Raw genomic sequence first — 14,564 nt, forward strand, 5'->3', positions numbered from 1 at the left:
CCTATTCACTACCGCTTATTCGCCCGAATAAATCTTGTTTAACGCATCCCGGTATTCCAGTCCACCGGTAACTGTAGTGCCCAGTTCTTTTAAATGATCATAGAAATCGGGATAGGATTTATTGATGGCTTCGGCTTCTTCAATGGTTACAGCGCCATCTGCCTTTAAAGCGGCAGTAGCGCAGGCCATCGCAATGCGGTGATCGTGCCGGGAATGCACCCGGGCTCCTTTCACCGCCCCCCCATGTATGCGCATAAAATCTCCGTCGAGCTCCACGCGGATTCCCATCTTTCCAAATTCCTCCTGAAGCGTCAGCCCCCGGTCACTTTCTTTATGCGCCAGCCGGCTTACTCCTTTAATAACAGTAATACCTTTACAATTGGCCGCCAGTGCCACCAGGGGCGGAAACAGATCCGGGCAGTCCGTAGCATCAAATTCAAACGCTTTCAGCGGGGCTGCATGCAGTACAATGCCTTTAGCTTCCATTGCCATTCCGGCTCCCGCAGCCATCAGGGCTTCGATGATCTTTTTGTCGGCCTGTGTGCTGGTTTGCTGAAGCCCCTGTACCCGGATATCGCCCGCAATAGCGCCGGCCACCAGCAGGAAGGCGCCCCCGCTCCAGTCGCCTTCAACGGTGTAATTGATTGTTTCAGATTTCAGGTTTGAGGTTCCAGGTTTTTCTCCGGGAAATGTAAATGTCTCATAATTGTTGTTTTCCGGAACCTGCAGACCAAATTGTTTCATTACGTTCAGCGTAAGATCGATATAAGGGCGGCTTTTCAGGTCGTTTACCCGGATGGTTACAGGCCCAGTTGTGCGAGCGGCGGCAAATGCCATCAGCAAACCCGTAAGAAACTGCGAACTCAGCGAGCCGTCGATGGTAATATCTTTGGGCTGTAAAGGTCCGTTTACTTTCAGTGGCAATTTACCATCATTAGAAACAATGGATACACCCAATTGGGGCAGTATCTCATCAAAAAAGTCCATCGGGCGGGTTACCAGGCTGCCTTCCCCGTTAATCAGCACTTCATTATTGCACAACGATACAATGGGTGTGAACATCCGGATACTTAAACCGCTTTCACCACAGTTTACTGCATGCTCTTTGGATACAATATGCGCCGGATCATTTAAGAAACGGCTTTCGATGGCGATGGTTTCCTTATCGATCTCCATAATCTCCGCCCCCAGCGCCCTGATGATGCCCATTGCGGCAATATCGTCATTGCTGTGACCAGGATTTTTGATGATCACTTTCTGTGCGGACAGCAACGCGGCTGCACAGGCCCGCTGCATGGAGCTTTTGGAAGCCGCAGCATAAATATTTCCGGATAATTTAGAAGGATGTATGGTTATGTTCATTTGAGATTTCAGATTTCAGACTTCAGATTTGAGATTTGGAATTTGAGCTATCAGCATTTAGCATTCTATAGTTTATTGATTATTTTTTCCAGTTGTTGCATACGGATGGGGGTGATTACACCTTTTCCGATTTTGTCCAGCAATACAAAATTCATTTCCTTTTGCTCGCGTTTTTTATCCATCTTCAGCCCGTTAAACACTTTTTGTTTATCAAAGGCCGCGTAAGTTGGCAGCTCATATTGTTCCAGCAGCGCCACTACTTCAGCGGTTTGCGAAAACCCTCTTAGCTGTTCAGAAATATGACAGGCATAGGTAGTACCAATGGCCACCGCCTGTCCGTGCATCAGTTCATATTCTTTTTCCAACGCATGCCCGATGGTATGGCCCAGGTTCAGTAAACGGCGGTCGCCTTTTTCAAATTCATCTTTCTGCACTACCCTGGTTTTGATGAGCGCATTGCGCTGGATCAGGCTGCTGAGTTTCTTTTTATCTTTTTGATACACTGCCAGTGATTCCTGCTGCAGTTGCTTAAACATGGCGGCGTCTTTAATACAGGCATGTTTAATGATCTCTGCAAAGCCATTTTGCCATTCGTTTTGGGGAAGGGACTGCAGAAAAACCACGTCATGCAAAATGAAAGCGGGCTGCCGGATAATACCTACCAGGTTTTTGTAGCGATCTACATCAATCCCGTTTTTCCCGCCGATAGAAGCATCTACCAGCGCCAGTATGGAAGTGGGTACAAATCCAAACCGGATCCCGCGCATGTAAACAGAAGCGATGTAACCCGTCAGATCCGTGATCACGCCTCCGCCCACACCCACCAGTACCGTCCTCCGGTCGGCCTCCATTTTTATCAGGGTGTCGATCACTTCATCCACGGTGGCCTGTACTTTATATTCTTCGCCGGGTTTTAGCACGATCACATTCAGCCCTTTGAAAGCGGCCGTATGTGCCTTAAAAATATGCTCATCCGTAATCACCACAAGGGACTTTTTATCGATGAGTTTCGTTACCTGTTTAAAGGAACTGTCGAAATAAAAATGCGTGGAAGCGTTTGAAAACTTTATGATTTTTTCCATTCCAGATGGTGAATAATGAATAGTGAATGGTAAATAGTTCATAGTTCATGGAATACCCCATGAACTATGAACCATGATCTATGAACTAGGATGCGTCCATTATATTTTTCTGATGATTGATGCTTTCCAGGTGCACGGCATCCAGGTACTTCATGATAAAATCTTTGCTCAGTCCCAGTTTCTCTCCTTTGGCCATCATTTTATCGAGGATCTCCTGCCACCGGTTGGTTTGAAGAATGGTCAGGTTGTTTTCTTTTTTATACTGTCCGATCTGATCGGCGATCTTCATCCGCTGGGAAAGGATCTGCAGCATTTCATCATCCAGGTGATTGATCTGCTGGCGCAGCTTTTCCAGTCCGCCCTGCAAGGCTGAATTATCGTTATTTTCTTTTCTCCAAACAATGGCCTCCAGCATTTCTTTCAGACGCTCGGGTGTTACTTGTTGTTTGGCATCGCTCCAGGCATTGTCCGGATCGATATGCGATTCGATCATCACGCCGTCGTAGTCCAGGTCGATGGCTTTTTGAGCTACCTCAAACAGGCCTTCGCGGTTACCGCAGATATGAGAAGGGTCATTTATGATCAGCAGTTCGGGGAATCGCAATTTCATTTCAATAGCCAGGTGCCACATCGGGGCATTGCGGTATTGTGTATTACCATAGGAAGAAAACCCGCGATGGATCAGCCCGATGTCCTTGATACCGGCCCGCGCAATGCGCTCTACACCGCCGCTCCACAGTTCCAGGTCGGGGTTGATGGGGTTTTTTACCAGTACCGGTACATCCACGCCCCTTAAGGCATCAGCTATTTCCTGTACGCTGAACGGATTTACCGTAGTACGCGCTCCTACCCATAAAATGTCTACATCAAACGTAAGCGCATCTTCCACCTGCTTGGCGGTGGCTACTTCCACTGCAGTTGGTAACCCGGTAGCTTTTTTTGCCGCCTGCAACCAGGGAAGGCCCTTAGCACCAATTCCTTCAAACATGCCGGGTTTGGTTCTGGGTTTCCAGATGCCTGCACGCAATGCATCTACTTTACCGGTAGCAGCAAGCCGCTGTGCGGTGGCCACCACCTGTTCTTCAGTTTCAGCGCTGCAAGGCCCGCTGATGATGATCGGGCGCTTTGCCCATACCTGTTTTGTTTTTTCTTTATCCGTCATTTCAAGAGTTTTCATTTTTCCTGTGAATTTTTTTGAGTTTATTTATATGCATTATTTAATGATGCGCCGGATCTTATTGGCATCTGCGATCAGTGCCTGCAAGCGGCCGGGATCATTGCCCTGTATGGACTCTTTAAACCGGGTGAGCTGATCGATATGCTCGGTTAATACGTCTATGATATTGTCTTTATTCTGCAAAAAAATGGGCACCCACATATCCGGGTTACTTTTTGCAAGTCGCACCGTACTTTCAAAACCAGCCGAAGCAATCTCAAAAATGGCGCTTTCTACCTTTTCTTTTTCCAGTACCGTATTGGCCAGGGCAAAAGAGGTAATATGACTGATATGACTTACATACGCCACATGAAGGTCGTGTGCTTTTGCTTCCATTTCCACTACCCGCATGCCGATCTTGGCGTACATTTTTTTCACCCAGTCCAGGGCATCCGGATCGGATTCATCCGGATTGCAGATGATCACCGCTTTTCCTTCAAAGGCCCCGCGCACCGCCGATTTCGGACCGCTGTATTCAGTTCCCCACATGGGGTGCGTTGCTACAAAGCGCCCCCGGTTCGGATGATCTTTTAGCACTTCAATAACCGATGCTTTGGTAGACCCCATGTCCATCACGATCTGGTCGGTTACCTTATCCATGATCTGCGGCAGCAAATGTACCATTTTGTTTACCGGTATGGCCAGTACAATGACCTCTGCTTCCGCGATAGCTTCATCCAGTTCCAGGACCTCGTCTACCAGTTCGTATTCCAATGCCTGCTCGGCATGCTCACTGCTGGACTCTACGCCAATCAGTTTGGAGGAGAGTTTTTTCTCATGCAACTGCAGGGCAATCGACCCTCCGATGAGTCCCACTCCTATTATTGCGATTCTTTTGCGATTGCTCATTGCTTCTGTATACTTGTTTCCTGATGTCCGATATTTGATGCCTGCCATTACACAGGCACTAACTTCTGATCTTTGTAATCTGCGCGGCTATCCGGGTGATGGCCTCTTCAAACCGCTGTACAGACCCGCATAAACTGATGCGGATATAGCGGTCGCCGGCATTGCCGAAGATGCCTCCCGGGGTAATAAACACATTGGCATTATATAATACGGCATCCGCCAGTTCATACCCATCTTTATAGCCTTCGGGGATCGCCGCCCATACAAACAGGCCCACCTGCTTTTTAGAATAGCTGCATCCCAGCAGATCCAGCAGGTTATACACTTTTTCCCTTCTTGCACTGTAAACGGCATTCACTTCTTCATACCAGTCGCCGCCCAGGCTCAAAGCCGTTGCTGCGGCCAACTGCAGGGGGAGGAACATCCCGCTGTCCATATTGCTTTTAAAACGCAGGACTTCATTAATCCGCTCAGCCGCCCCGCATAACACTCCCACACGCCAGCCGGCCATGTTGTGCGATTTACTTAGCGAATTGAGCTCCACGGCTACCTCCCGGGCCCCATCGATGCTCAAAATACTAACCGGATGTTCATTGAGGATAAAGCTGTAGGGATTATCGTGCACCAGCAGGATCCCGTGTTTTTTTGCGAAGGCAATAAGCTTCCGGAATACTTCCAGATCCGGCTGCTGCCCCGTTGGCATCTGCGGATAATTTACAAACATCAGCTTAACCTTCGAGAGGTCTTTCGCTGCGATCGCTTCCAGGTCCGGCTGATAGTCATTTGTTTCTTTTAATTCGTAGTCAATGCAAACCCCGCCGGCAATTGTTACATTACTCCGGTAGGTGGGATAGCCGGGATTGGGTACCAGGGCAGCGTCACCTTCGTTCAGGTAGGTCATGCAAAGATGCATGATTCCTTCCTTGCTGCCGATCAGCGGCAATACCTCCGTTTCAGGATTCAGTTCCACACCATACCAACGCTGGTACCAGCCGGCAAATGCTTCGCGTAACACCGGACTGCCTTTATAATTCTGGTACCCGTGTACATTGGATTTCTCGGCTTCTTCCTGAAGCGTACGGATCACTTCGGGGTGCGGGGGCAGGTCGGGGCTGCCGATGCCCAGGTTGATGATATGCTTACCTTGCCTGTTCAGCTCGTCGATCTCTCTCAGCTTTTTGGAGAAATAGTATTCTCCTACTCCCTGTAATCTTTTTGCTATTTCCATGAACCTCTTTTATAAATGCCGTAAATTTTTAAACCGGTGGTCACAGGTTTGATCTTTGCCATCACTTTTTCAAAATCACTGATCTGCTCAAATTCCATATCTGCATGAAACTGGTACCGGAATTCGGTTCCCGGGATGGGGAAACTCTGAAGTTTGGTCAGGTTTACCTCTTCCTTTGCGATAATGGACAGCACCCGGGCCAAACTTCCCTTGGAATGATCGGTATGAAAGTTAATAGATGCTTTGTTACCATCAATCCCTTCTTTCAGGTCCTCTTTCCGGCGCAGTACCAGAAAGCGGGTATAATTATTTTTTAATGTTTGAATCCTGGGGGCAATAATCTTTAGTCCGTAAAGCTCCGCAGCCAGTTTGCTGGCAATTGCGGCAATATGGCGGGCCTTGTGCTGCGCGATATGCCGGGCGCTTAACGCGGTGTCTTCCGAATCGACCAGCTTCCAGCGAAACTGGTCGAGGTATTCATAGCATTGCTGCAGGGCCATGGTATGGGAATGTACTTCCTTGATATCTTCCAGTTCTACATCATGGTTTACCAGCAAATTCTGGTTAATCTGCATATATACTTCACCTGCAATCTGCAGATCACTCGCCTGCAATAAATTATAATTGGGAAGAATGCTGCCTGCGATGGAGTTCTCGATTGCCATCAGGCAGCCGTCTGTACGGTTGGGATCTTTAGCCGCGGCAATCACTTCCTTAAAGGTGTCGCAACACTCCACAGTTACCTTTCTTTTAAAGAACAGGTTGGCTGCTTCCTGGTGAAAACTTCCCTCATAACCCTGAATGGCCATATGCACGGTATCTGCCTGCGTTGTTCCCTTTGTCATTTTTTTCGTCAATTACAAAAAAATCCCGGCCTCTTTCGCCGGGATTCTTTATGTTGAATATGTTGTTATTAAATTATTTCAACAAAAATGCACCCGGCTTTCCGCTAAAGAAGAAAAAGCTAAAATAAAACCAGGTAAAAAATTTTGCTGCCCTCATAATTGAGGCCCAAATATAAAACGAAATTCTAAATTTCAAAATAAATATTCAAAATTATTTTAAAACTAACGCTAGTTTTTAGGTAAATTTTATTTTCCCGGCCGCGATTTTCAAATATATATAACCAGGTATTGATCATCCCCTTTCGGGGTCCTGCACATTGGGTTTTCCCATTTCAGGTCTTAAATCCAGTACCTCGATGCAGCTTTTCAGCAGGTTTGTTAAGGATCGATTTAATCATTCCGGAAAGCCTCGAAAAATTTTATTTTCCCATTAATTATTTTTTAACAAATGCCCATCAAATCATATATTTGCACGTCACTATATATTTACTGCTGTTTCTCTATATTTAAGATCAGCGGAAAGATACCACTGACGAATATATCAAAACCTAAAATATATGAACCATTCCAAAACCGCTCTTCTGGCCCTGGCTATCTGCTCATTTGGCAGTGCGCGCGCACAGGTTAGCGAAACCCATCCTTACAAAGCCCCCCATGCGATTTACGGGCCGGCTTCTGTAACCGACTCTCAATACTATTCGAAGAAAAAGCAGCAGCAGTTCCGCGATTTTGTAAATGGCCGGACCGACTTTCCTCCAAAGCCCCGGGATATGTGGGAAATTGGTATTAAGGGAGGCTTGTTCAGTATAAACGGGGATGTTCGTTCTGAAATGATCAGCCCGGGTTTTGGCGCACATATCCGCAAATCACTGGGACATACCCTGTCTTTGCGACTGGAATACATGTATGGCATTGCCAAGGGACAGGACTGGCGTCCTTCTTCCGGGTATAAATTTACAGGCATGTATAACCCATGGTATTACCGTTACCAGCGAAACAGCGTACTGCCCGGCGGTAGTGTTTGGAACCCGATTAATTTCCCCAAGGTATATTACAACTACAAAACCACGGTACAGGAGCTGAGCCTGCAACTGATTGCCAATCTTCATAACATTCGCTTTTACAAGCCCCAGACTGGTGCTACCTTCTATGTATTGGGAGGTGTAGGTGTTACTACCTGGGATGGCCGTGTAAATGCTATGCATGAAGTAAAAGGTGATGAAGAAAGCGCTGCTTATGACTACAGCAAAATTACAGCTACCACTAAGAAAGACGTTCTGAAACAGTTGAAAGATCTGCAGGACGATATGTATGACACGCCGATCGAAGCGGATCCGAGCATTCGTTACTCGCACCTGTTTGCCGGTTCTATTGCACCGTCTGTTACAGGAGGTATGGGGCTGGCGCTCCGTTTAAGCCCGCGTTTCAACATCGCCCTGGAAGACCGCGTTATCTATAACGGGTCGGACCTGCTGGATGGTCAGCGCTGGACCGACCAGGGCACATTGACTCCTGATAAAGACTTCATGAACTATCTGACCCTGGGTATCAATTATAACATAGGTTCCAAGAAAAGAAGAGTTGAGCCGCTTTACTGGCTGAACCCGCTGAACTATGCGTATGGCGAACTCCGCCGTGTACCCGAGATTGTGCTGCCTGATTCGGACGGTGATGGTGTTACCGACCAATTTGACCAGGAGCAAACACCGGCAGGCTGCCCGGTTGATACACATGGTGTAAGCCGCGACACCGATGGTGACGGCGTTCCTGATTGTAAAGATAAAGAACTGGTTACGCCGACTTACTGCCAGCCGGTTGATGCAGATGGCGTTGGTAAATGCCCCTGCCCTGATGATTGTAAAATTAAAGAACCAGAGTGTGCTGCCCTGCTGGGCGCGTTACCGAGTGTAGCATTCAAAGCAAACTCTAATACGCTTACTGCCGATGCTGCCGCTTCTTTAGCTGTTGTTGCTTCTAAATTAAGAGCAAACCCCAACTGTAAAGTGGTTGTAGTGGGCTACTGCGCTGCTACCAAGAAACAACAACAATTAAGCTGGGATCACGTAAATAAAGTGATCACACACTTACAGGAAAAAGAAGGTATCAGCGGAGACCGTTTTATCTTCTCTTCCGGTCAGGAAGGTGGCGACTGCAACACGGTAGATATCCGTGCAGCTGCACCGGGTGAAGACGGCCCCAACACGGTAGCTCCTCCACATCCCAACCTTCGCAAAAAATAGTCACTTTTTGCTATAACAAATACATCCCTGTCCATTTTGGATGGGGATTTTTTTTGATATTGGGCTCCAGACGCCAGACACCGGATACCAGACATTAGACACTAGATACCAGATACCCGGATAAGATTGATAACAGCTTCTTATGAAACTGTTTCATAACTTTCCCATTAAATTCCATATGAAAAGAGATGCATCCATTTTTTATTTATTCCCGGCTCTTTCGCTTTTATGGCTTGCAGTTGGGTGCACACATGGCAGGCCGGGAGCAATGCTTTCCAAAACCAAAGCAGCCCCTTCACTGATGGATCAGTTGGCGGCCATTGATTATGAGGATCAGCGATACCGCCAGGAAATTGAACCGGTCATCAATGCGGAGCCAATGGATTCTGCAAAGCTCAAAACCCTCTTTAAAAAGATACACCGGGCAGATTCCATCAACCTGCTCGCTATCCGCCATATCCTGGATCATGAAGGCTGGCCCGATCCAAAGCAGGTTGGCATTGAGGGCTCTGTCACGGTTTGGGCGGTACTTCAGCATGCGGATCTGAAAACACGGGAGCAATACCTGGATATGGTAACGCAGGCAGTAACTGACAAAAAACTGGAGCCGAAATATCGGGGCTACCTGGAAGACAGGATTGCAGGGGATAAAGGTATGAAACAGCGATATGGTACCCAGCAATTTCTTATCAGCAAACATAAAACGGTGCTGGCCCCGCTCCTTGATCCCGACAAGGTTGATTCCTGGCGAAAGGAGGTCGGCATGGAGCCTTTACTGGATCATTTAAAACGGTCTATAGACTCCTCGTGGACCTGGGACCAATACTACCGGGACCTGCCGGAGGGTGAAGCCATATTGAAAAAGAAAAAGGAATATTTTGACGCGCATAAGGCACTTCAGCCATGATCATCCACAGGGATGCATTTTTTATTTAATATCCGGTAGTTTTATATTTCATCTGCATTCCGGAGCCGGATCTCAAATACCTCCTCGAAATTTTTCCTTAGCTGCTGCTTTACTTCTTCCATATCCAGCTTTCGGCCCAGTTCTTTCTGCAAGGATGTAACCTGTTTGTTCTGGATGCCGCAGGGGATGATGAAATTAAAATATTCAAGGTTGGTGTTCACATTCAACGCAAAACCATGCATGGTAATCCACCGGCTGGTGCGTACCCCTATGGCGCAGATCTTCCGCTCACGGCCTCTTACAGATGGATCCAGCCATACGCCGGTTTCTCCCGGCGACCGTTCCCCCTTGAGGCCATAATTGGCAAGTGTGCGGATTACTACTTCTTCAATATTGCGCAGGTAGCGGCCGATATCGGTATAAAACCGCTCCAGGTCAAAGATGGGATAGCCCACGATCTGTCCCGGTCCGTGGTAGGTAATATCCCCTCCCCGGTTGATCCGGAAAAAATCAATCCCCCTTTTTGCCAGGTTTTCTTCGCTCAGAAGCACGTTTTCCATATGCCCGCTCTTACCGAGCGTGTATACATGCGGATGCTCTACAAACAATAAATGGTTTGAGGTTTGATGGTTGACATTTGATGTTTCGCCCTTATCCTGCGCCTCACGCAGCGCGGTTTTAATAGCCACATTTTCCTGTAATAACTGCTCCTGGTAATCCCATGCATCTTTATACCGCATGGCACCCATATCTTTAAACCAAACTTCCTGATAACTCATAATTGATCTGTAAAGGTACCAAGAAAAACGGATGTCTTACATTTGCAGGGTTTGGAAGATGTAAACAACATTTTCGTTAATGTTAAAAACGCTGTTTATCAATGAAGCTGAATGAAACAGAAGCGCTGGATGATTTTCCGGCAAGTGCGGATGGCAACGACGAACTGTACCAGAAGTTTGTATACCGGACCGATAAGGGACAGGAACCCTTTCGGATCGATAAATATTTAATGAACCGGATCGAAGGTGCTACCCGGAACAAGATCCAGCAGGCGATCCGCAACCATATGGTACTGGTAGACGGCAAAGAGGTAAAGCCCAATTATAAATTGAAAGGCGCCCAGGAAATTGTGGTGTATACCGATATCGCTCCGGATGAAAACGAGATCGTTCCGGAAAATATTCCTTTGAATATTGCCTATGAGGATGCCGCCGTTTTGATTATTAATAAGGCTCCCGGCATGGTAGTGCATCCCGGATCGGGCAATCCCAATGGCACACTGATCAATGCCGTAGCTTATCATTTGCAACAACAAAACGCGGCCATCAACGAAGAGACCCTTCCTCGTTTTGGTATGGTACACCGTATTGATAAGAATACCAGCGGGCTCCTGGTGCTTGCGAAAACCGAAAAGGCTATGCGCTCGCTTGCAAAACAGTTTTTTGATCATACCGTAAGCCGGAAATACATTGCGCTGGTTTGGGGGGATATGGAAGCCGATGAAGGCACCATTATCGCTCATGTGGGCCGCAATCTCCGGTTCCGTAAGCTCTTTGAAGCCTATCCTGAGGGCGACCACGGCAAGGAAGCCATCACTCATTATAAAGTACTGGAACGCTTTGGTTATGTAACCCTGGTGCAATGCATTTTGGAAACGGGCCGTACCCATCAGATCCGTGTGCATATGAAATACATTGGTCATCCGCTCTTTAATGACGACTTTTACGGGGGCGACAAGATTGTAAAAGGTACGGTGTATGCCAAGTACAAGCAATTTGTAGACAATTGTTTTGAGCTTTGTCCCCGGCAGGCGCTACATGCTAAAACATTGGGCTTCGTACATCCCGATACCGGTGAAGAAATACTGTTTAACAGTGCACTGCCGCAGGATATGGAAGCGGTAATTGAGAAGTGGCGGAAGTATACCAATCGTGCTTAATAATTTGAAAATTTGGGGATGCCAAATGACTAATAGGCCATCGGGATCAGCAATCAGCGATCAGAAATGAGGACAAAAGCTCATCAAGCAAAAGAGAAGACCAACCTGAAACACTAAATGTTAAGCCAGGCCCTTCCTTCGGGAATGTAAAATATCCAAAGACGAATATTAAATGTAAAAGTGAAAATACCGTTGCTGCTCCGATGATCTTCACTCCGGCCGATATTTCTCAGATAACGGGAATAGCCAGCAAAGACTGAACCAGGTGTAAAAAATGGATCCAACCTGAAACTTTAAACGTTGAACCTAAAAACGCCTCCGGCGTTTGCCGGCGTTATTCCAGTTCAATGCTTTTTTTAAGCCGGATATCCTCCGAAGAGCTGCCGATCATGATATCGAACGTGCCGGGCTCCACTACGAAATGCATATCCTTATCCAGGATGGAAAGATCGCCGGGCGTTAATTTGAAATGAACGGTTTTTACGGCTCCAGGGTTTAACGATATGCGTTCAAATCCCCGCAGCACCGACTCATAAGTGGTTACACTGCTTACTCGGTCTTTTACGTATAATTGCACTACTTCATCGCCTTTTACCCCCCCGGTGTTTTTTATATCCACCGCCACCCGGATCTCCGATTGAGTTTTGCCTTTCTCCGGTGATACCCGCAAATTGGAATATTCAAAACGGGTATAGCTTAATCCGTAGCCGAAAGAATACAATGAACCTACCACCGCCGTGCGACCGTAGCCATTGGGGCCGTCACCTGGCTGCCCGGCATGTGATGCGGGTTTAAACGGAAAATTCAATTCTATCTGACCGGTGGTTTTGGGAAAGGTTATGGTGAGCTTTCCCCCGGGATTATACGCTCCAAAAAGGGCCTCAGCCACAGCCGTTCCGCCCTGCGGGCCCGGGAACCAGGCCTCCAGGATCGCATCCAGGTAACGGTTTTCCCAGTTGATGGTAAGCGGCTGACCATTGACCAGCACCATCACGATGGGTTTGCCTGTTCTCTTCAGCTCCTGCAACAGCTTTAATTGCCTTCCCGGCAGGTTCAGCCCCGTACGCGAAAGACTCTCACCCACCCGCTTATCATCTTCCCCAACCACGGCAATCACCACATCACTTTGTGCTGCTGCCTCTACTGCTTTATTGATGGCGGCAGTCTCGGCTTCTGTAAGCGGAGTTTCAATGATCTCACTTTCGGGCCAGGTAGCATCGGCTACATCGCATCCCTTTACATATTGTACCGCGGCTTTATCGCCTACATAGCTCCGGATGCCCTCCCATACAGAGATCACTTCTTTATTGGAGGGGCCGTAGCGACTGATGGCATGACTTTTTTCATCGGCCAGCGGCCCGGTCACCAGGATCTTTTTATACTGGTTGATGGAAAGGGGCAGCAAGGGCTGTGTTTGTCCCTGGGGTGCCGCATTTTTAAGCAATACCAGTGCCTCCCGGTTCAGCTGCAATGCCACAGCTTCCGATTCCTTTGTGGCCACGATACGATCTGCCGCCTTTGGATCGTGCACATAGGGATGATCAAACAAGCCCAATCTAAATTTCACCCGCAATACTTCCGTCACCCGCTGGTTAAGGGTTTCCATCGACAGCGCTCCTTCCTTTACCAGTTCGCGCAATGGGCCTATAAAAGTTTCCGGCGTATCAAATTCGGTACGTACATTTAATCCTGCTTCCAGCACCATCTTTACGGCCTCTTTATAATCCTTTGCCACGTGGTGCTTTTCCGATACGAATTCCACGGCCCTGCTGTCTGACACCACATAACCGTTAAATCCATATTGATGCCGCAGCAACTCCGTTAAAAAATAGGAACTGGCGGTAATGGGCACGCCGTCCCAATCGTTGTAACTGCTCATGATGCCCATCGGGTGTGCACTTTCGATCACTTTCCTGAAGGGATACAGGAACAACTGATGCATTTCCCGGGGAGCCACATGCGGATCGGTGCGGGCATTACCATCGCGCCCGCCCTTGGGAATGCTGTATACTGCAAAATGTTTTAACGTAGATGCCACTCCGTTTTCCTGGATCCCCCCGGCCATTTCCGTACCCAGTTGTCCAATTAAATACGGCTCCTCACCATAGGTTTCCACTACCCTTCCCCAACGCTGATCGCGGGCTACATCCAGGATGGGGGCATATACATTGGTATATCCAAGGGCTTTTGCTTCCTGTCCTACGATTTGTCCCATCTGGCGAATCAGGCGCCTGTTCCAGGAGGACCCGATCCCGATTGGTGCCGGGAATGCTGTGGCGTGATCGTGGTTCAGACCATGTATGCCTTCATTAGTAAAATCTACCGGTATACCCAGCCGGGTTTCTTCTACAAACCAGCGCTGCACATTGTTAATAGCTGTTGCGTGTGCACTAAACGGGTATGAGTATTTTGTTTGCGCTTTTTTATTCCGGGCCAGCCCGTTCAGCATTTCATCAATATTGGCAATTCCATCCTTCCATACTTCATTCTTCCAACCGGCAGTGGGCTGCTCATCTTTCAAAACCCTTCCAAAACCATACAGGGTGGCCGTCTGGCAGGTTTTTTCGTCGATGGTCATCTGTGCCAGCAAGTCCTTTACCCTTTCCTCAAGGGGGGCTGCAGGGTCTTCATAATGATCTTTATGCCCGTTCTTATTAAAATCGATCCAATCCTTATGGTAAATATTCTTCTGAGCAAGCAGCGTGGCGGATGTTGCCAGCATCGTAAAAGCCGTAACAATAAATTTCATTCAATAATATTTGCAGGAATGCAAGATAGATCATTCAGGTAAGCAACAAAACCAATTATTCTTTTTCTGATTCGTTGGGACGCGAATCATCACGGAAGGAACCTGGTGACCGGAGGTCCCTGCAAACAGGTGGCGCCCGCAAAAAGA

Annotated in this window: 11 protein-coding genes; 3 read left to right on the plus strand and 8 right to left on the minus strand. The window is 47.8% G+C overall.

All coding sequences use genetic code 11. The features are described 5' to 3' along the window. Positions 1-15 precede the first annotated feature (15 nt). The 6 genes from aroA to LL912_RS07865 form a co-directional block, all read right to left on the minus strand. Positions 16-1,362 carry a 3-phosphoshikimate 1-carboxyvinyltransferase gene (aroA, locus tag LL912_RS07840; RefSeq protein ID WP_235553027.1) on the minus strand — a complete coding sequence of 449 codons (1,347 nt, stop codon included), beginning with the start codon at positions 1,360-1,362 and terminating at the stop codon, positions 16-18. Positions 1,363-1,427: 65 nt separating this feature from the next. Then, on the minus strand, positions 1,428-2,444 hold the full coding sequence (aroB, locus tag LL912_RS07845) for a 3-dehydroquinate synthase (protein WP_235553028.1): 1,017 nt from the start codon (positions 2,442-2,444) through the stop codon (positions 1,428-1,430). A gap of 85 nt (positions 2,445-2,529) precedes the next feature. Beyond that, the gene (locus tag LL912_RS07850) at positions 2,530-3,621 is read right to left on the minus strand and encodes a chorismate mutase (RefSeq protein ID WP_235553029.1); all 1,092 of its coding nucleotides are present in this window, start codon (positions 3,619-3,621) and stop codon (positions 2,530-2,532) included. Positions 3,622-3,657: 36 nt separating this feature from the next. After that, the gene (locus tag LL912_RS07855; protein WP_255785616.1) at positions 3,658-4,557 is read right to left on the minus strand and encodes a prephenate dehydrogenase; all 900 of its coding nucleotides are present in this window, start codon (positions 4,555-4,557) and stop codon (positions 3,658-3,660) included. A 10-nt stretch (positions 4,558-4,567) separates the two neighbouring features. After that, positions 4,568-5,737, minus strand: coding sequence for a pyridoxal phosphate-dependent aminotransferase (locus LL912_RS07860; protein WP_235553031.1), 1,170 nt, complete (start codon positions 5,735-5,737; stop codon positions 4,568-4,570). Continuing rightward, positions 5,728-6,582: a prephenate dehydratase gene (locus LL912_RS07865; RefSeq protein ID WP_235553032.1), complete on the minus strand. Its 855-nt coding sequence runs from the start codon at positions 6,580-6,582 to the stop codon at positions 5,728-5,730. Before LL912_RS07865 ends, LL912_RS07860 begins: the two co-directional genes overlap by 10 nt. Before the next feature lie 557 nt (positions 6,583-7,139). Between LL912_RS07865 and LL912_RS07870 the strand changes: the two genes are divergently transcribed. Together LL912_RS07870 and LL912_RS07875 are read left to right on the plus strand one after the other, a co-directional pair. Next, positions 7,140-8,822, plus strand: a complete 1,683-nt coding sequence (locus LL912_RS07870) for an OmpA family protein (protein ID WP_235553033.1) — start codon at positions 7,140-7,142, stop codon at positions 8,820-8,822. Between the two features lie 142 nt (positions 8,823-8,964). Next, on the plus strand, positions 8,965-9,729 hold the full coding sequence (locus LL912_RS07875) for a DUF6624 domain-containing protein (protein WP_235553034.1): 765 nt from the start codon (positions 8,965-8,967) through the stop codon (positions 9,727-9,729). Between the two features lie 41 nt (positions 9,730-9,770). Here the strand turns inward: LL912_RS07875 and lipB are convergent, their stop codons facing one another. Beyond that, a complete protein-coding gene (gene lipB / locus LL912_RS07880) occupies positions 9,771-10,508 on the minus strand; it encodes a lipoyl(octanoyl) transferase LipB (RefSeq protein WP_235553035.1) in 738 nt (245 codons plus the stop codon). Between the two features lie 101 nt (positions 10,509-10,609). Between lipB and LL912_RS07885 the strand changes: the two genes are divergently transcribed. Continuing rightward, the gene (locus tag LL912_RS07885) at positions 10,610-11,668 is read left to right on the plus strand and encodes an RluA family pseudouridine synthase (protein WP_235553036.1); all 1,059 of its coding nucleotides are present in this window, start codon (positions 10,610-10,612) and stop codon (positions 11,666-11,668) included. A gap of 334 nt (positions 11,669-12,002) precedes the next feature. On the opposite strand, the gene LL912_RS07890 is transcribed toward LL912_RS07885, so the two are convergent. Then, positions 12,003-14,417, minus strand: coding sequence for a glycoside hydrolase family 3 N-terminal domain-containing protein (locus tag LL912_RS07890; RefSeq protein ID WP_235553037.1), 2,415 nt, complete (start codon positions 14,415-14,417; stop codon positions 12,003-12,005). Positions 14,418-14,564 lie beyond the last annotated feature (147 nt).

The sequence above is a fragment of the Niabella agricola genome (genome assembly GCF_021538615.1).
GTDB lineage: Bacteria > Bacteroidota > Bacteroidia > Chitinophagales > Chitinophagaceae > Niabella > Niabella agricola.

Coding starts and splice junctions, on each gene's coding strand:
- aroA (WP_235553027.1), bottom strand. CDS start 1,362: ATGAACATAACCATACATCCTTCTAAATTATCCGGAAATATTTATGCT.
- aroB (WP_235553028.1), bottom strand. CDS start 2,444: ATGGAAAAAATCATAAAGTTTTCAAACGCTTCCACGCATTTTTATTTC.
- LL912_RS07850 (WP_235553029.1), bottom strand. CDS start 3,621: ATGAAAACTCTTGAAATGACGGATAAAGAAAAAACAAAACAGGTATGG.
- LL912_RS07855 (WP_255785616.1), bottom strand. CDS start 4,557: ATGGCAGGCATCAAATATCGGACATCAGGAAACAAGTATACAGAAGCA.
- LL912_RS07860 (WP_235553031.1), bottom strand. CDS start 5,737: ATGGAAATAGCAAAAAGATTACAGGGAGTAGGAGAATACTATTTCTCC.
- LL912_RS07865 (WP_235553032.1), bottom strand. CDS start 6,582: ATGACAAAGGGAACAACGCAGGCAGATACCGTGCATATGGCCATTCAG.
- LL912_RS07870 (WP_235553033.1), top strand. CDS start 7,140: ATGAACCATTCCAAAACCGCTCTTCTGGCCCTGGCTATCTGCTCATTT.
- LL912_RS07875 (WP_235553034.1), top strand. CDS start 8,965: ATGAAACTGTTTCATAACTTTCCCATTAAATTCCATATGAAAAGAGAT.
- lipB (WP_235553035.1), bottom strand. CDS start 10,508: ATGAGTTATCAGGAAGTTTGGTTTAAAGATATGGGTGCCATGCGGTAT.
- LL912_RS07885 (WP_235553036.1), top strand. CDS start 10,610: ATGAAGCTGAATGAAACAGAAGCGCTGGATGATTTTCCGGCAAGTGCG.
- LL912_RS07890 (WP_235553037.1), bottom strand. CDS start 14,417: ATGAAATTTATTGTTACGGCTTTTACGATGCTGGCAACATCCGCCACG.